This window comes from Sporosarcina sp. ZBG7A, assembly GCF_000813425.1.
GTDB lineage: Bacteria > Bacillota > Bacilli > Bacillales_A > Planococcaceae > Sporosarcina.
Genome location: NZ_JWIB01000052.1, coordinates 1 through 17,411 on the forward strand (window position 1 = coordinate 1; position 17,411 = coordinate 17,411).

At 45.6% G+C, this 17,411-nt stretch carries 19 protein-coding genes; 1 reads left to right on the forward strand and 18 read right to left on the reverse strand.

Annotated features, from left to right (window positions below):
* Positions 1-204: 204 nt before the first annotated feature.
* The 18 genes from glyA to RL70_RS15750 form a co-directional block, all read right to left on the reverse strand.
* Positions 205-1,458 (reverse strand): serine hydroxymethyltransferase, encoded by a 1,254-nt coding sequence (gene glyA, locus RL70_RS15665; RefSeq protein ID WP_039044346.1) that lies wholly within the window; start codon positions 1,456-1,458, stop codon positions 205-207.
* 59 nt (positions 1,459-1,517) lie between these two features.
* A complete protein-coding gene (locus RL70_RS15670) occupies positions 1,518-2,063 on the reverse strand; it encodes a TIGR01440 family protein (RefSeq protein ID WP_039044347.1) in 546 nt (181 codons plus the stop codon).
* 17 nt (positions 2,064-2,080) lie between these two features.
* Positions 2,081-2,521, reverse strand: a complete 441-nt coding sequence (gene rpiB / locus RL70_RS15675; protein WP_039044348.1) for a ribose 5-phosphate isomerase B — start codon at positions 2,519-2,521, stop codon at positions 2,081-2,083.
* A 173-nt stretch (positions 2,522-2,694) separates the two neighbouring features.
* On the reverse strand, positions 2,695-3,987 hold the full coding sequence (locus tag RL70_RS15680; RefSeq protein ID WP_039044349.1) for a methyl-accepting chemotaxis protein: 1,293 nt from the start codon (positions 3,985-3,987) through the stop codon (positions 2,695-2,697).
* Positions 3,987-4,430 (reverse strand): low molecular weight protein arginine phosphatase, encoded by a 444-nt coding sequence (locus RL70_RS15685; protein ID WP_369795249.1) that lies wholly within the window; start codon positions 4,428-4,430, stop codon positions 3,987-3,989. The genes RL70_RS15680 and RL70_RS15685 overlap by 1 nt, the downstream gene beginning before the upstream one ends.
* Positions 4,431-4,481: 51 nt before the next feature.
* The gene (locus tag RL70_RS15690) at positions 4,482-4,982 is read right to left on the reverse strand and encodes a manganese efflux pump (RefSeq protein ID WP_039044351.1); all 501 of its coding nucleotides are present in this window, start codon (positions 4,980-4,982) and stop codon (positions 4,482-4,484) included.
* A 92-nt stretch (positions 4,983-5,074) separates the two neighbouring features.
* Complete coding sequence (locus tag RL70_RS15695; RefSeq protein ID WP_039044352.1) at positions 5,075-6,121, reverse strand: L-threonylcarbamoyladenylate synthase; 1,047 nt, start codon at positions 6,119-6,121, stop codon at positions 5,075-5,077.
* Between the two features lie 60 nt (positions 6,122-6,181).
* A complete protein-coding gene (locus RL70_RS15700; RefSeq protein ID WP_052246005.1) occupies positions 6,182-6,775 on the reverse strand; it encodes a stage II sporulation protein R in 594 nt (197 codons plus the stop codon).
* A 46-nt stretch (positions 6,776-6,821) separates the two neighbouring features.
* Positions 6,822-7,673 (reverse strand): peptide chain release factor N(5)-glutamine methyltransferase, encoded by an 852-nt coding sequence (prmC, locus tag RL70_RS15705; RefSeq protein ID WP_039044353.1) that lies wholly within the window; start codon positions 7,671-7,673, stop codon positions 6,822-6,824.
* Positions 7,666-8,742: a peptide chain release factor 1 gene (gene prfA, locus RL70_RS15710; protein WP_039044354.1), complete on the reverse strand. Its 1,077-nt coding sequence runs from the start codon at positions 8,740-8,742 to the stop codon at positions 7,666-7,668. Before prfA ends, prmC begins: the two co-directional genes overlap by 8 nt.
* A gap of 161 nt (positions 8,743-8,903) precedes the next feature.
* Positions 8,904-9,506, reverse strand: a complete 603-nt coding sequence (locus RL70_RS15715) for a thymidine kinase (RefSeq protein WP_039044355.1) — start codon at positions 9,504-9,506, stop codon at positions 8,904-8,906.
* Between the two features lie 102 nt (positions 9,507-9,608).
* Positions 9,609-9,821 carry a 50S ribosomal protein L31 gene (gene rpmE, locus RL70_RS15720; RefSeq protein ID WP_025785581.1) on the reverse strand — a complete coding sequence of 71 codons (213 nt, stop codon included), beginning with the start codon at positions 9,819-9,821 and terminating at the stop codon, positions 9,609-9,611.
* Positions 9,822-10,763: 942 nt separating this feature from the next.
* Positions 10,764-12,047, reverse strand: coding sequence for a transcription termination factor Rho (gene rho, locus RL70_RS15725; RefSeq protein WP_039044356.1), 1,284 nt, complete (start codon positions 12,045-12,047; stop codon positions 10,764-10,766).
* Positions 12,048-12,159: 112 nt separating this feature from the next.
* Complete coding sequence (glpX, locus tag RL70_RS15730) at positions 12,160-13,125, reverse strand: class II fructose-bisphosphatase (protein ID WP_025785579.1); 966 nt, start codon at positions 13,123-13,125, stop codon at positions 12,160-12,162.
* 98 nt (positions 13,126-13,223) lie between these two features.
* Entirely contained in the window at positions 13,224-14,507 is a 1,284-nt protein-coding gene (locus RL70_RS15735) for a UDP-N-acetylglucosamine 1-carboxyvinyltransferase (protein WP_039044357.1), read from the reverse strand.
* Positions 14,508-14,526: 19 nt separating this feature from the next.
* Positions 14,527-15,174 carry a fructose-6-phosphate aldolase gene (fsa, locus tag RL70_RS15740; protein WP_039044358.1) on the reverse strand — a complete coding sequence of 216 codons (648 nt, stop codon included), beginning with the start codon at positions 15,172-15,174 and terminating at the stop codon, positions 14,527-14,529.
* 105 nt (positions 15,175-15,279) lie between these two features.
* Positions 15,280-16,137 (reverse strand): class II fructose-bisphosphate aldolase, encoded by an 858-nt coding sequence (locus RL70_RS15745; protein ID WP_039044359.1) that lies wholly within the window; start codon positions 16,135-16,137, stop codon positions 15,280-15,282.
* Between the two features lie 112 nt (positions 16,138-16,249).
* Complete coding sequence (locus tag RL70_RS15750; protein ID WP_369795250.1) at positions 16,250-16,621, reverse strand: response regulator; 372 nt, start codon at positions 16,619-16,621, stop codon at positions 16,250-16,252.
* Positions 16,622-16,763: 142 nt separating this feature from the next.
* On the opposite strand from RL70_RS15750, the gene RL70_RS15755 reads away from it, so the two are divergent.
* Positions 16,764-17,279 carry a DUF2529 family protein gene (locus tag RL70_RS15755; protein ID WP_039044361.1) on the forward strand — a complete coding sequence of 172 codons (516 nt, stop codon included), beginning with the start codon at positions 16,764-16,766 and terminating at the stop codon, positions 17,277-17,279.
* Positions 17,280-17,411 lie beyond the last annotated feature (132 nt).

The following is a 17,411-nucleotide window of genomic DNA, read 5'->3' on the forward strand; positions in this document are numbered from 1 at the left end:
TTCGCGAGGTGAATCGGCACTTCCAGAGTAAGAATCGGAACTATTGCTTGAAGAATCGGCAATATGGAAGAATTAATCGGCATCGAGACACAATTCAACAAGAATAAGGGAGTTATTGGTAGCGCTTCGCTTGTTTCTAGTGAACATACCCGAATTTCGCCCGTAAAAAAACCGCCATCTTAAGGATGGCGGCTCTACTACTATTTATGCATATAGCGCGTGCTGATCTGTTAGGGCTTTGACGCGTTGTTTCGCTTCTTCTTTCACAGCATCGTCTTCGTGGTTCTTCAAGAGTTTCGCGATGATCGCTCCGACTTCTTTCATGTCTTCTTCTTTGAAACCGCGTGATGTCACTGCTGGTGTACCGATTCGGATACCTGAAGTAACAAATGGGCTTTCTTTATCGAATGGAACCGTGTTTTTGTTGACGGTGATTCCGCATTCATCCAACACATGCTCTGCAACTTTTCCTGTTAAGCCAAGGCTCGTCAAGTTCAATAGAAGCAAGTGGTTGTCCGTACCGCCAGAAACGATGCCGATCCCTTCAGCAACAAGTGTTTCGCCGAGAGCGACCGCATTCTTTTTTACTTGTTGAATGTACGTCTTGAAATCAGGTCGTAATGCTTCGCCAAATGCCACTGCTTTTGCTGAAATTACGTGCATCAATGGACCGCCTTGAACACCTGGGAAAATCGTTTTATCGATTTTTTTGCCGTATTGCTCAGCAAATTCTTCGTTGATCAAAATGAGTCCACCACGTGGTCCGCGCAATGTTTTGTGCGTTGTAGACGTAACAAAATGCGCATGTGGTACTGGGCTGTTGTGTTCGCCGACTGCAACAAGTCCTGCGATGTGCGCCATGTCCACCATTAAGAATGCGCCAACTTCATCAGCAATTTCACGGAATTTCTTGAAATCGATTTCGCGTGGGTATGCACTTGCGCCCGCTACGATCATCTTTGGCTTGTGCTCTAGTGCTTTTTGACGAACGTCTTCGTAGTCGATACGCTCGTCCTGCTCGCTTACACCGTACTCAACAAAGTTGTACAGCTTTCCAGAGAAGTTTACTGGACTTCCGTGTGTCAAGTGACCACCGTGTGAGAGGTTCATCCCAAGAACGACGTCGCCTGGCTCGAGTACTGTGAAGTAGACTGCCATGTTTGCCTGTGCTCCTGAGTGCGCTTGAACGTTTGCATACGCTGCACCGAATAACTCTTTAACGCGGTCGCGGGCGATGTTTTCAACAACATCGACATGTTCGCAGCCACCATAGTAGCGCTTGCCTGGATAGCCTTCTGCGTATTTGTTCGTCAAGTAGGAACCTTGTGCTTCCATGACCGCTTCAGAGACAAAGTTTTCTGATGCAATCAATTCGATATTAGCGTTCTGTCGATTCTTTTCTGCCATTATTGCTTCAAAAACAGCACTATCTTCGCGTTTCACATTGCTCAAATCCATGTTCATTTCCCCTTTAGCGTCTATTAGTCTTACTACCCTCAAAGCTTGGTGGCCTTGAGTTATTCGTACTGCGCTCGAACTCCTCCGATGAGTTTCGGACGAGTGGTTGCACAGGTAACGACAGCTTCACCAACCTGTTTAACGGATGTGCGAATCGGGACTGCAACCGGTTTCAATTGCATACCAATCAGAGTTTGTCCAATGTCGATCCCGGCGTTTGCACGGACGGATTCAACGACAACCGCATCATCTAAATGCTCGAACGCATAAGCGGACATTGAACCGCCTGCAGTCCGAACGGGCACGACAGAAACAGGTTCAAGTGCAAACTTTTCCGCTGTTTTCCGATCGATTGTGAGGGCACGGTTAATGTGCTCGCACCCTTGGAAAGCGAGATGCAACCGATGAGTTGCAGCAAATTGTAAGAGGGGTCCATAAAGCGCTTCCGCTACGTCGAGCGCCCCGGCTGTACCAATTCGTTTGCCTGCCACTTCAGAAGTGGAACAGCCTATGACAAAAAGGGACCCCGGTACTGGCGGAGCAATTTCCGCAAATTCTGCGAGTGTTTGTTCCAGCTGCAATCTCCATAAGATATACGCGTCCATGTCATCCCCCCAATTTCTTAGTTGTTTTCGAGATTCATCAATTTCTCGATTCGTCGTTCGTGTCGACCACCTTCAAATGGTGTTTCTAACCATGTTTGAACGATTTCGCGGGCAAGTCCCGGACCGATAACGCGTTCTCCCATCGCTAATACATTTGAATCATTATGACCTCTAGTTGCTTTAGCGCTGAACACGTCGTGAACGAGTGCGCAACGGATTCCATTTACTTTATTGGCCGCTATTGACATGCCGATACCGGTACCACAGATGAGGATACCTTTATCGAATTCACCGGATGCGACGCCTTTAGTTACGGGTGCTGCGTAATCTGGATAGTCAACGGACTGGCCAGATTCCGGACCGAAGTCTTCGAAGTCAATGTTTAGTTCTGTCAGTAGTTGTTTAATTTCATGGCGTAAGTTGTTGCCGCCATGATCGGAAGAAATCGCGAGTTTCATATGCGTCCCTCTTTTCATAATATACTTACAACTAATTCTATCATTGTTCCTAAAAAAAACACAGTGCGAAGTAATATGAGAGATTCTTCTGGTTTTCGGATTAATTAGGAATATGATTTCCCAGACTAGACGGACTTTTTTCCACAGAAAAAGTCGGCGCATGGCCGACTTTGTTATTGAGAAGTATCGAATTGGCGAATGACACCATAGAGGGCTTCGGATTGCCCTTTTAGTTCACTAGCTAGGACGCTTGTTTGTTCAATTGAATGCGCTTGTTCTTCGGTTGCCGCTTGGACTTCTTCAGCGCCTGCTGAAGTCTCTTCTGCAATCGCCGCGACTTCTTGCGACTGATGAGCCGTTTGTTCAATTTTGCTGAGCTGATGTTCCACAAGCTCTGTAATTCCAGTGATGGAGCCTGCCATATCAGTAACAGTTGTTGCCATCGCAATAATACTTTTATTTGTTTCGTCTGCTCGTCCAGCTTCTTGAGCAGCGGTTTTCACTTGTGCTTCCATTTCTTTCACGACTTTCGTGACATCGGACTGTATTGTACTTACGAGACCGCCGATCATTTGAACAGATTTTGCACTTTCATCCGCAAGGACACGGACTTCTTCTGCAACGACTGCGAAGCCTTTTCCATGTTCTCCTGCACGTGCCGCTTCAATGGAAGCATTCAGCGCCAGCAAATTTGTCTGATCTGCGATGTTGCCAACGAGTTGAACGATTTCGCCAATCTTTTGTGCATTTCTATCAAGGTCACGGATTGTTAAAAGAGAGTCTTCGCTTTGTGTGGACATTTCGCGAATTCCACCTACAAGTGTCCGGTACGCATCGGTTGTCCGCTTCAATTCTGCAAGCATATCGTTCGATTGCTTGGACGATTGATCGGCACGAGTATTCACATCTGAAGCGAGTGCGCGAATGTCTTCCATCGCTTCAGCCGTCTCTTGGATCGCAATCGCTGACGCTTCCGCACCCGAAGAGATCTCAATAATTGTCGAAGCAATCGCATCTGCCTGATTAGAAGCAGATCCTGTTTCATTGTGTAAAATTTCTACGGAGCGCGACGTTTTTTCAAAGTTAGTTTCAATCTGCCCAACAATTCCTCGTAAGTTGACAACAACTTGTTGGAACGCTTCTGCAACGGAACGGATTTCATCAGACGAGTTCGGCAATTCTATGTCAGTACCGATTTTTCCATCAGCAATCCGCATCGCTTCCTGTTCAAGCCGTTGGAGAGGCTTCGTTAAGATTGTACTGAAAAGGGCTGCGAGTACAGCAGACCAAAAAATCCCCATTCCATATGTCATAATTCCGAACCAGGTCGGATTTGCATTCGGGAAAAATTGAGGTTGTAAGATGTTAATGAACACTGCACTTGTTGAATACGTCACAATCGCAAGAATCGTCACGAATATGACAAGTTTCCATTTCAATCCGAACTTTTTTTTCGTCTCTGTCATCACTGTTCCCCCATTAACTTGCGCGCTAGCACATCAATCTGATCGGACAATTCTTCAAACGTCTGTTGATAAACTCCGAGATTCCCGCCATAAGGATCCTGAACATCGTATTGGGCGGCTCCTACATACTCTTTCAATGTAAATATTTTGTCAGAACCGTTACCAAAGGCATGTCGAAGCGTTTCACGGTGGGATACCGTCATTGTAAGAATGAGATCTGCCCACTCCAAGTCCTGTTCTGTAAAACGTCGTGAGGTCGGCGTTACCGGCATTCCATTTTCCTCTAGTAGTAATCGGGAATGATTGGAAATGAAGGCACCATCTGTTGCATAAACACCCGCTGAACGAACCGAAACCCCTTCTAGTTGCTTCGATTTCAATATTCCTTCCGCTAGCGGACTTCTACATGTATTTCCTGTGCAAATAAAGCAAATATTCATCATAATCACCTGTCTTCATCATAACCGATTTATCCCAAAACTGAAACAGTTATTTTAAGAAATCCATGACAATATCCCCATACCTATTAAGATAAGTCCGGCAATTTTTCGTAAAGTTGCTCTATAACGCGGCTTAATTGTTAAATTCGCACGCAACGCAAAGTAGGAAAGAACTAGCGACATTACCCCCGTTGAGACGATGAAAAGCCATTTATTTAAATGCATTAATCCAAAAGACATACTTATAGAAAATCCATCCAAACTAACCGCAACGGCAATCAGAAGAGGACCCGCTACTTTGGATGCATTCGGATCTTCTTCTTGAAGTATCATATGTAATCCAATTAACCCCAGTAATACACTTGAGAGAATTCCGCTCCATTCCGAAAACAGTTGAGCAGAAAGTTCCCCTGCCATAAATCCAAGTAGAGGGAACACAACATTCAAGAACGCCGTCCACAGAGCAATTAACCATTTTCTTTTTCGAACGTGCAACAATGTGTAGATGACGAGGATATCGATTGTTGTCACGCCAGCTGCAATGATTTCTACCAATAGAAGAACCTCCCCTAAGTTTACGCCAGTCCATCTTATGCGGCGCCAGGGGAGGCCATTCATGAATGTTATTTTAATTGTTTTTGGTAAACTTATTGTGAATCCAACTTTACAATCGAAAACTGTTTCCCGTCTGCAGCCTTTTTCAGCCGATTCATGACAGCTAGACCCATTCCTTCAGAAGGGACTTCCACCGCCAATATCACATCTGCTTCAGTTTCATCGCAATTACGAAGGGCGTCATAAAGATTTGCAGCCAGTTGACGAGGATCTGCGTGAGCACCAGTCGCAAAATACCAAGATGGCTTGTCCGTTTTCAATTCATCAGGTCCGATGACAGCAACTTTTTTACCTTCATTCATCAAAGCCTGCACAGCTTGTTCAATCTGTTTTTCATTCGGTTCAATTAACCAAACTGGTGCGTCTGGAGAATAGTGCATGTATTTCATGCCTGGAGCACGTGGCGCTTCTGCTTCTTCTACATGTATTTCTGATCGAACAGATCCAATGACCGACTCTATCATTTCGACAGTGACCCCACCAGGACGCAAAATGGCAGGAGGCGTTACTGTCATATCAATGACAGTCGACTCCACCCCAACACCTGTTGCACCACCATCTAAGATGAATGGAATTCTCCCATCTAAGTCACGCGCGACATGGCTCGCTTTCGTCGGACTCGGTTTTCCACTTCGATTCGCACTCGGTGCTGCAAGGGGACCACCAAGTAGTCGCAGTAATTTCAGTGCAACAGGATGATCCGGCATACGCAGTCCAACTGTCCCTCTTCCAACCGTGACACTTTCCGCAATGACACCTGGCTTTTCATTGAAAATCAACGTTAACGGACCTGGCCAAAATGCTTCCATCAACCGGAGCGCACTTTCAGGGATTTCTGCCGCATACTCGTTCACTTCTTCTTTAGTTCCTATATGTACGATCAGTGGATTGTCAGACGGACGACCTTTTGCTTCAAAGATCCGTTTTGTTGCATCCGGATCAGTTGCGAGTGCTCCAAGTCCATACACGGTTTCTGTTGGAAACGCTACAAGACCTCCATTCCGCAAACAATCCACAGTTTGTTGATAACTATCAACGTTATCAACACCCTTATCCACTTTCAACGTTCGAGTGTTCATAAATTCATCCTCCTTTTCAACGCTTCTAGCAAAGTTATCCACAATTATCCGTGGATATCCTTATTCGAACCAAGAAGTTATCCACTCCCATATGAAGAATTTCACTTCTTCTTCTTTCTCTGCAGCCTCTACCGTCTCTTCTTCCGGGTAACACACTTTCGGAAAAATGGAACACCACCAGTTCGCACCACGTCCACTTCCAATCGTCAATACGTATGCTTCATAAACATCTTGTGGATAAATCTCAAAGCCCACTCGCTTTGCTGGAAACAGTGCATTTTTTCGTTCAAGAGTAACGGCACGATCCGGTGAATGTAAGTTTGCTGCAGCAAGCATTTCTGCTTCAAGCTCTTCTAGTTCGCTTAGCAACTCTTCTTCAGTAGTCGTTCGGGCAATCGCACCTGCGATCATTGGCTCAATCGCTTGTTGAATACGCACTTTGATCGCTTGATCTGCAGGAGCATCCGAGTGTGCTAGAATACGATAGCGAATCGGCTCCTCACTTGTGTGCTCTTGAAAGAGTGTAAGAATTGCTTGAAGCATAACGAGTATTAAAATGAATTCTATGAGAGCAATTACTCTTTTTCGCCATTTATAGTTCGGTTCAGTTGTAAAAATCGGTTGTTGTGCAAACTGTGGATAATCTGGTAACATGTCATCCCCTCCTGACCTCATTGTGGACAGGTTCAGAAGAGTTTATTCACCGAATCTCACAAAATATCATTCGATCTTTCCCATTCATGTCTTGGACGAGTTCAATCTTGCTTTTTGGAAAAGCATTTTGAAAGAGTCGTTGTACCGATGATGCTTGTAGATAGCCGATCTCCAGACCAATCAATGCGGGTTTCTTCATAATGGCAGGTAGAGTTTCCGCAAGCTTTCGATAGAGTACGAGACCATTTTCATCTGCAAAGAGCGCTCCATGCGGTTCGTAATCCAAAACCGTAGGCGACATGGATGATGCTTCGTCCAACCCTATATACGGTGGATTGGATAATACGATGTCCCACTTTTCGTTTTGTAAAGGCTGCGCTAAGTCCCCTTGTACTAAGGTTACTTGAGAATCGTTCTGCTCAGCATTCCGGCGGGCAACCGCGAGTGCTGCTTCACTAATATCAGTAGCAGTCACTTGTGCATTCGGACATTCAAGTTGAAATGTCACTGCAATTGCACCACTTCCTGTACCAATGTCCGCCACTCGGATCGACTTATTACCGAATAGCTTAGACGCTCTTTGCATAGCTCCTTGAACAAGTTCTTCCGTTTCAGGTCTCGGGATGAGTACGTCTTTCGAGACGCTAAACGGCCTTCCGTAAAACCATTCTTGCCCAATGATATGCTGAATAGGTTTACCGGTTAACAGTTCCGATGAGAGATCTTCGAATTGGCGCAACTGCTGCTCGGTTAGCGGTTCACGCAAGTCCGCAAGAAGGGACGCGCGAGATTTTTGCGTGACGTGCTCAAGGAGTAGAAACGCTGCGTTGACGTCCAATTCTTCAGTAGCAAGTCGCGCTTCTAAACGTTTTAGCGTCTGATGGATCGTCTCAATCATGGGCTTCCAGACTTTCTAATCGACGCGCCTGGTCTTCCAGTGTAAGTGCTTCAATCACTTCATCCATTTTCCCTTCGATAATCTGATCCAGCTTTTGAATGGTGAACCCGATTCGATGGTCTGTGACTCGATTTTGTGGGAAGTTGTATGTTCGGATACGCTCAGAACGATCTCCAGTGCCTACTGCAGATTTCCGTTTTTCATCGTATTCCGCCTGCGCTTCGGATTGGAATTTATCGTAGACGCGGGCACGTAAGACTTTCATCGCTTTCTCTTTGTTTTTAATTTGCGATTTTTCATCCTGAATAGAAACTGTAATACCAGTCGGCAAGTGTGTTAGCCGTACTGCAGACATCGTCGTGTTGACGGATTGACCGCCCGGGCCAGATGATGCGAAGGTATCGGTTCTGATGTCTTTGTCATGCAGTTCAATTTCGACTTCTTCCGCTTCAGGCAAGACTGCTACTGTTGCAGTTGAAGTATGAATGCGGCCGCCTGATTCCGTTTCCGGGACGCGTTGGACTCGGTGTGCTCCATTCTCGAATTTCAGTTTTGAAAATGCTCCATTCCCGCTGATCATGAAGATGATTTCCTTGAAACCGCCCAGTTCAGTCGGAGCGGAGTCCATCACGTCAATTTTCCAGTGATTGAGTTCTGCAAATCGGGTATACATGCGGTAAAGTTTGGCGGCAAATAATGCAGCTTCGTCTCCACCTGCTGCCCCGCGGATTTCCATGATGACGTTTTTGTTGTCGTTCGGATCTTTCGGTACAAGCAACAACTTGAGACGATCCTCGAGTGTTTCAATAGTCGTAGAAAGCTCTGAGAGTTCCGCTTTGATCAATTCTTCCATTTCGGGATCTGTGGATTCTTCTAGCATTTCTTTAGCGTCTCGTTTTGCTTCTGTTGCGTCTTTGTATTCCCTATAGACATCTACGGTTTCCTGTAAGTCCGATTGCTCCTTGGAATAGGTTCGGAGCTTGTTCAGGTCGCTGACGACTTCTGGGTCACTCAGCAATTCGTTCAGTTTATCGTATCGATCTTCGACGGCTTGGAGTCTGTCATACATAATTGTTCACCTCTAATTAGTTTGGTCTTAGTGTTATTGTACGGTATTGGGGCGTGCAAATATACAGTGCACATATCGCAAGCTGATTGTGTGGTTAGATTTTTGTCGGATAAAGTAAGGAAGAGACAATCTGCTAGGCAGCTTGTCTCTTCAGCATGATGTTATTTAGCGGTTGGTTGGATGGAAATCCCTTTTGGTACATCGTGGTGCATGCGACATCTTGGTTCGTATGCTTCCGACGCCCCAACTAAGATAATAGGGTCATCAAATCCTGCGGGTTTCCCGTTGATGAGGCGTTGGGTTCTACTTGAAGGTGAACCACAAATTGTGCAGACCGCTTGTAGTTTCGTGACGATTTCCGCAATCGCCATCAGTTTCGGCATAGGACCGAATGGTTCTCCGCGGAAGTCTTGATCGAGACCCGCGACGATCACTCGAAACCCGTGATTTGCGAGTTCCATAACGGTATCGACAATTCCATCATCAAAAAATTGTGCTTCATCTATAGCAATGACGTCACAATCATCTGTTACTTGTGCAACAATATCAGCAGAACAGGCAACTGGCATCGCAATGACGGTTGTCCCATTATGGCTGACGACCGCTTCTTCACTGTATCGATTGTCGAGCTCTGGTTTGAAAACAGCAATCTTTTGTTTGGCAAATTGAGAGCGTCGGATTCGGCGAATCAGTTCTTCGGATTTCCCGGAGAACATACTTCCGCAAATGACTTCAGCCCATCCGCCTTGCATGGAAACGTACATGATGAATCCCCTTTCGTCTACATGAAAAATAAGGATAAGTGCTCGTAAAACCAAAATTCCCGCCCGGCGCAAATGCACCGGACGGGAACTGGAAAGCCGTTCTTACTTGCCTTCTTCTTTGAGGCCATATTTCTTGTTGAAGCGGTCGACGCGGCCGTCCGCTGCAGCAAATTTCTGGCGTCCAGTGTAGAATGGGTGGCATTCTGAACAAACTTCTACTTTAATGTCTTCTTTGACAGAACCTGTTTCGAATGTGTTACCACATGAACATGAAACAGTTGATAGTTTGTAATCTGGGTGAATTCCTACTTTCATCGGTCTCTCTCCTCTCGCCCTGAACCGTCTGGTACAGAGTTTTTATTCTGGTTGGCTTGCGCCTTCCCAGTAAAAGACAGATGCCTTACACGACCCGTGTATGTCAGTCGTATATGAATCATATGAGTTAATCTTATCAAATTGTGTAGACGTGTGCAAGGTTTTTGTCTGAGAAATTTGGTGAGTAGGCAGGGTTAATTTCCGTTTCAGGTGGATGCTTTCGACAGGGTTGTTCTGCTCTTCAGACGGACGCTTTCCGAGGGGCACGGCTTCAGCCGCTTCCTTCGCCTTGCTCAGTCCAGGGTCTTCAGCTCGCGCTGATCCCTTCGGAGTCGCCGTCTTTCGTTTCGATCAACGGATATCGGTTGGCTCGGCCTATCGCTTTAATCAAAGGATTCGCATCGGGTGTATCGTTTGCGAAGATATTGCTCGTTACCTCGGCTTTTATTCGCAAAAGGCGAACTGTGCGCATCCTTCCACTTCAGGAGCAGTCTTCGTTTAAGATAAAAATTACCACACCCGAAGAAGTTGCTCATAAATCTCGGAAAATGATCATAAAAACGGGATTCTGCTCATAAAAGTTGGAAAGTGATCATAAAACATGGATTCCGCTCATAAATGCCGGAAAGTGATCATAAAAGCAAAATAAGGCTCATAAATCTCAAAAAGCGCTCATAACCTTGCCCTCAGCTATACGTATCAATGAAATTCCACGCATAACTCCTTGATTTGAAGATAAAAACAGGCAGCCATCTATAGGCTGCCTTCCTTTTTTCTATTATCCAGCTCTGTCGGGACTAACCAGCCGCCTCCGCTTTTGTTATCATCCAGCTCCGGCGGCTAGCCCCTCGGGATCGTTTCGGTCTTTAAGTAAAGGCACAGTACGCCTTTTCTTTAAGACCTCCAACGCCTGTCGGGACTACACAGCCGCCTCCGCTTTTGTTAGAGCAGCCCTTTTCCATTGCGCTGATTTTTCATGTCGCCGTTTAGTTTTTCGAAGAATTCAGCGTTGGATTTGGATTGTCGTAGTTTCTTTAGGAAACGCTCGGCGAAGTCTGGGGCGTCTGAGAATGTTTTTCGGATTGCCCATAGTTTTTCGAGTTGGCCCGCTGGGACGAGGAGTTCTTCTTTCCGGGTTCCTGAGCGACGGATGTCGATGGCCGGGAAGATTCTACGCTCGGCGAGTGTGCGATCCAAGTGCAGTTCCATGTTGCCGGTTCCTTTGAATTCCTCGTAGATGACTTCATCCATTCGTGACCCTGTATCGATGAGGGCTGTCGCGAGAATCGTCAAGCTACCGCCTTCTTCTAAATTACGCGCTGCACCGAAGAATCGTTTTGGTCGGTGGAATGCAGCTGGGTCGATACCTCCGGATAGCGTGCGTCCACTCGGTGGGATGATGAGGTTATAGGCACGGGCAAGACGTGTGATGGAGTCCATGAGAATGACAACATCGCGTTTATGTTCGACGAGTCGCATCGCGCGCTCCAGTACCAATTCCGCCACTTTCACATGGTTTTCAGGGACTTCATCGAATGTGGAGCTGACGACATCCGCATCCACTGAACGCTCGATGTCCGTTACTTCTTCTGGACGTTCGTCAATGAGTAGGACGATGAGTTCTGTGTCAGGATGGTTCGTAGTGATTGCATTTGCAATTTCTTTCAACAACATTGTTTTACCCGCTTTTGGGGGTGCGACAATCAGGCCACGTTGTCCGAAACCGACTGGAGATACTAAATCCATGATTCTTGTGGATAGATTGCTTGAATCTGTTTCCAACTTAATATGACGAGTCGGATAGAGCGGTGTAAGCGCTGGAAAGTGGACGCGTTCTCTTGCGACTTCAGGGTTTTGACCGTTGACCGCTTCGACTTGCAGGAGACCGTAGTAGCGCTCGTTCTCTTTTGGCGGACGTACTTTCCCTGTGACCTTGTCCCCGTTCCGTAAGTCAAATCGACGGATCTGGGATGCAGAAATGTAGATATCTTCTGAACTCGAAGAGTAGTTGATCGGCCGTAAGAAGCCATACCCTTCAGATTGAATGATTTCTAGTACGCCTTCCATGAAGAAGAAGCCTTCTTGTTCGGCGCGTGATTTCAGTATGGAAAAGATGAGTTCTTTTTTAGTCAGTTTGCTGTAATAGCTAATTTTATATTCCTTGGCAAGTGCATAAAGCTCTTTGAGCGTCATGTTTTCCAAGTCAGCTAAGGTTATCATTGTCATTATTGGCACCACTCTTTTAAAGTTTAGGATTCATATGTTTTGGGGGTGCAGCGATTGCTGCTGGGGTACAAAAGAATTGCCCGGCTGAAGTGCCGGGCAATTTAGGGGTTACTTAGTCTTTCATCACAAGATGAGGTTTTTTGTCCATGCTATGACGCCCTTCAACAAAACGGATAGTACCAGACTTAGAGCGCATTACGAGTGAATGCGTTTTAGAGTGGCCACCTGTGAATTGTACGCCGCGAAGGAGCTCGCCATCTGTTACACCAGTTGCTGCAAAGATTGCGTCGTCCCCTTTTACGAGGTCGTCCATGTAAAGGACTTTGTCGACATCGATGCCCATTTTCACGCAACGCTCACGTTCAGCATCATTCATAGGAATGAGTTTACCTTGGATTTCTCCGCCAAGACATTTCAATCCTACTGCTGCAATAACGCCTTCAGGAGCTCCGCCAAGTCCGAAAAGAATGTCGACGCCTGTACCTTCGAATGCTGTGTTGATAGCACCCGCTACGTCTCCATCGTTAATGAGCTTGATGCGAGCACCCGCAGCACGGATTTCAGCGATGATGTCTGCATGACGTTCGCGATTTAAAACGGTTGCCGTGATTTCGTTCAATTTCTTGTTTTTCGCTTTTGCAACAGCATTCAAGTTGTCTGTAACTGACGCATTAATGTCAATTTTACCGACACACTCAGGGCCCACTGCAATTTTGTCCATATACATATCAGGGGCATTCAGGAGATTTCCTTTGTCCGCGATAGCGAGAACCGCAAGTGCGTTCCAACCGCCCGATGCTACGATGTTTGTCCCTTCAAGTGGATCGACTGCAACGTCAACGAAAGGTCCAGTACCTGTTCCAAGCTCTTCTCCAATGTATAACATTGGCGCTTCGTCCATTTCACCTTCACCAATCACAACGACACCTTGCATCGGAATTGTATCAAACACCGTGCGCATTGCTGTTGTTGCTGCGTCATCCGCTTCGTTTTTCAAACCTCGTCCCATCCAGTGCGATGCGGCAACTGCCGCCGCCTCTGTCACACGTACAAGTTCCATCGATAAACTGCGTTCCATCTCTAGAATTCCTCCCGTTTTCTGCTAGTTGCAGATTGTGTAACTGTCTCAATCGTTCGCTCTATTATAGCACACGTTTGAATGAGCACTAAACTGTTTTATAAATTACTCTGAGTGTCATCTTTATCAGGAACTTCCACTTTTTGAATGAATGCACCAAGACCATGCAGTTTTTCGATTAAACCACCATAGCCGCGTTCAATGTGTGAGATCCCTTGAATTTCAGTTTCACCTTCTGCAATCAGGCCCGCGATGACAAGCGAAGCACCTGCACGCAGATCACTCGCCTTTACTTTTGCAGCATGGAGCGGTGTTGGTCCATGAATAATTGCAGAACGTCCTTCGACCTTACTACTTGCGTTCATTCTACGAAGTTCATCAATCTGCTTAAACCGTGCTGAATAGATTGTATCCGTAAGCATGGAGGCTCCATCTGCTTGAGTGGATAATACGCAAAACGGTTGTTGCAAGTCCGTTGGAAATCCAGGGTAAACAAGCGTTTTCACATCAACCGCTTTGAGCGCCTTCGTTTTCGGGATGAAAATCTTTTCTTCATCTTCTTCCACAACAACGCCCATTTCACGGAGTTTCGCTGTAACTGCTTCCACGTGAAGTGGAATGACGTTCTCGATTGTGACACCATCTCCAGCAGCTGCCGCCATAATCATGAACGTCCCTGCTTCAATACGGTCCGGAATGATGGTATGACGTGTACCGCTTAAGCTCTCAACACCTTCGATTCTAATCACGTTCGTGCCTGCACCTTTAATGTTGGCACCCATGTTGGAAAGCAAGGTCGCAACGTCAATAATTTCGGGCTCTTTCGCCGCGTTTTCAATGACGGTTTTCCCTTTCGCAAGAACTGCAGCGAGCATGATATTGATCGTCGCGCCAACGCTGACGATATCCAGGTAGATTTTTGCACCCTTCAACTCATCTGCACGCAAGTAGATCGCGCCATGTTCGTTTGTGACTTTGGCTCCGAGTGCTTCAAATCCTTTAATATGCTGATCAATCGGGCGGGGTCCTAAATGACAACCACCAGGCAATCCAATAACCGCTTTTTTGAATTTCCCCAGCATCGCACCCATTAAGTAATACGAGGCACGTAACTTTTTCACGTTTCCATTCGGGAGCGGCATGGAAATCATTTCAGAAGGGTCGATTGTCATCGTTCCATCTTGAAAATCTACGTTGCCTCCGATATCTTCGAGCAAGTTCTGTAACGTATGGACATCGGAAATTTCGGGCAATCCTTCTATCGTAACTGGGGAATCCGCTAAAATGGACGCAGGAATCAGTGCAACTGCACTGTTTTTCGCTCCGCTAACTTTAATGTTTCCCTTTAGAGGGGTGCCACCTTGTATTTTATATACTTCCATTTCAATCTCCTTTACACAATCACTTGTTGTCGCGGGCTTCCCAATCCTTCAAGAATTGTTCAATCCCTTTGTCTGTCAGTGGATGGCTGAACAGCTGCTGTAATACTTTGAATGGTACTGTTGAAATATGAGCGCCTGCAAGTGCCCCATTTGTAATTTGTTGCGGGCTTCGGATCGATGCTGCAATAATTTCCGTGTCAATGTTGTGGATTGTAAAGATATCTGCAATTGTTTCGATCAACGCTAAACCATCTTGACCGATATCATCGAGTCTGCCGATGAACGGAGACACGTATGTAGCTCCGGCACGCGCTGCCATCAATGCTTGGTTTGCACTGAAAATAAGCGTTACATTCGTTTTAATACCTTCAGCTGAAAATACCGCACACGCTTTTAAGCCTTCAGCAGTCATCGGCAATTTCACTGTGATATTTGGTGCGATAGCTGCAAGTTCACGACCTTCTTTAATCATTCCTTCAGCATCGAGTGCAATGACTTCTGCACTGACTGAACCGGGAACGAGTGCCGTGATCTCCTTTAACCGATCGTGGAAAGAGATATTCTCTTTTGCTACGAGTGAAGGGTTTGTTGTTACTCCAGACAAAATCCCCCAGCTGTGGGCTTCTTTAATTTCTTCAAAATTTGCTGTATCGATGAAAAATTTCATAGTCCGTGTCCTCCTTAAAATTGAAAAGGAGGAGATTCATCCGTTTACGGGATGTCTCCCCCTATAGGTTTTGTCTAAACGTTCACGCAAGAAACGCAGCGTACATTACGCTTTTTGCGAGCTGCCGAATTCACGCATTTTTCCAACGACTGTCGCTTGAATCGCTTCGCGCATTGGTGTAAGGAATTTACGCGGATCGTAAACTTCTGAATCAGCTGCAAGCACTTCACGTACTTTCTTCGTTCCTTGAATCTGATTTTCTGTATTCACATTGATTTTTGAAGTTCCAAGTGAGATGGAACGTTGGATATCTTTTGTTGGAATTCCAGTTCCGCCATGTAGGACGAGTGGAATATCCGATTGGTTCGAAATTTCTTCCATTTCCTTGAATCCTAGATTCGGTTCGCCTTTATAAGGACCGTGTACAGATCCAAGTGCAGGCGCGAGACAATCGATGTTCGTTTCATCAACAAGACGTTTACACTCTGCTGGATCTGCATACATGACGCCTTCAGCAATTGTGTCGTCTTCCTGCCCACCGACTAGACCTAGTTCTGCTTCAACGGAAACGTTTTTAGGATGTGCATATTCCACGACTTGCTTTGTAATCGCAATGTTTTCTTCGATAGGTTTTGCAGAAGCGTCAATCATGACTGATGTAAATCCAGCGTCAATTGCTTCCTTACACTTTTCAAGACTCGATCCATGATCTAGATGAATCGCAACCGGTACTGTGATCTTGTAGTCATGCATAAGACCTTTAACCATGTGAACGACTGTTGTGAAACCACCCATGTAACGTGCTGCACCTTCAGATACGCCTAGGATAACTGGCGAATTTTCAGACTGAGCTGCTTGAAGAATCGCTTGCGTGTATTCCAGGTTATTTAAGTTGAATTGCCCGATTGCATACCCTTCCCGCTTGCCTTTAATCATCATTTCTTTCATTGATACGAGTGCCATGTGCAGTTCCTCCTTCGAATATGGAAACGGATTGCGTTCGTTTTATTTTTTTGATGTATTCCACCTTCATCATATCAAAAAAAACGAACCACTTCCACTTAGGGAGCAGACTCTAGGTTTCTCGTAACAAATGATTAATGGTATGTCGTACTTGGTGGATGTCAAATGGTTTCGTGAAATAGTGGTCAGCCTGATGTTGCGCTTCCGAATCAGAAGTTTCTATTACGTCATATGCTGTCATCATGACAACTGGTAGATTTGGTCTGTCACTTTTTACTTGTTTCAGGACTTCATCCCCATTCATTCCAGGCATTTTCATGTCTAATAGGATACAGTCCGGTTCGTCGTTCTCCACACGAAGCAACGCCTCTTTACCCGTTGCGGCAAGGACGGTTTCATAACCCTCTTTTTTGAAGACTTCATCGAGTAACAGACGAATACCAGCTTGGTCATCTACGATTAACAACTTTTTCAAACTGCCCACTCCTTTTAATATATAGTCACTACTTTAGTCCGAATTAAATTAGTTTGAATATTAATAGTAATTTGACAAAAAGGTAGTAATCCCTGCTTTTATCGCTAAATGATTTCTAATTCACTATACTACTACTTATGGAGGTGTAGTTATGAAAATGTTAACGACACAAATTGCAGGTCTCTTGCAACGGATTGCGTCGAACCATGAAGAGGAAATCGAAGACACCGCCAGACTACTTGCACAGGCAGTTGTTGGCGATGGACGTGTGGTATTGGTAGGAACAAATGAATTGAATGGCATTGTGATCAACGCGATAGAAGGAGCTGAATCGTTTACTAACGCGACTCGGTTTTCTAGGGATCTTGAATTAGGTACTATGGATCGTGTTTGGCTGTTCACTCGGAGCTCAGCGGATATAGAGGCGCTTGAAATCGCAAGAGATTTAGCAAAAAAGAATGTCGCTTTTGCAGTTGTCGCATCAGAGAAACCAACTGAAGAAAATGAGCTCTCGGAGCTTGCAGATATCTATATTTCAACAGGAATTTCCAAAGGCTTGTTGCCAAACGATGAAGGTGGACGCGTCGTAGAACCCCACTTACTTGCGTCGTTGTTTGTTTACGAAGCAGTGAAACTTTCTTTTGATGAAATGTTGATGGATCTTTAAGGGAGCTTTTTTTAATATCAGGGGATTTCAACTCAGGGTTATGAGGTTTTCTGTTGTGCTTGAGCAGATTCAGCTTTGCTTGAGCGGTTTTCCTATTCGCTTGAGCAGATTCAGCTTTGCTTGAGCGGTTTT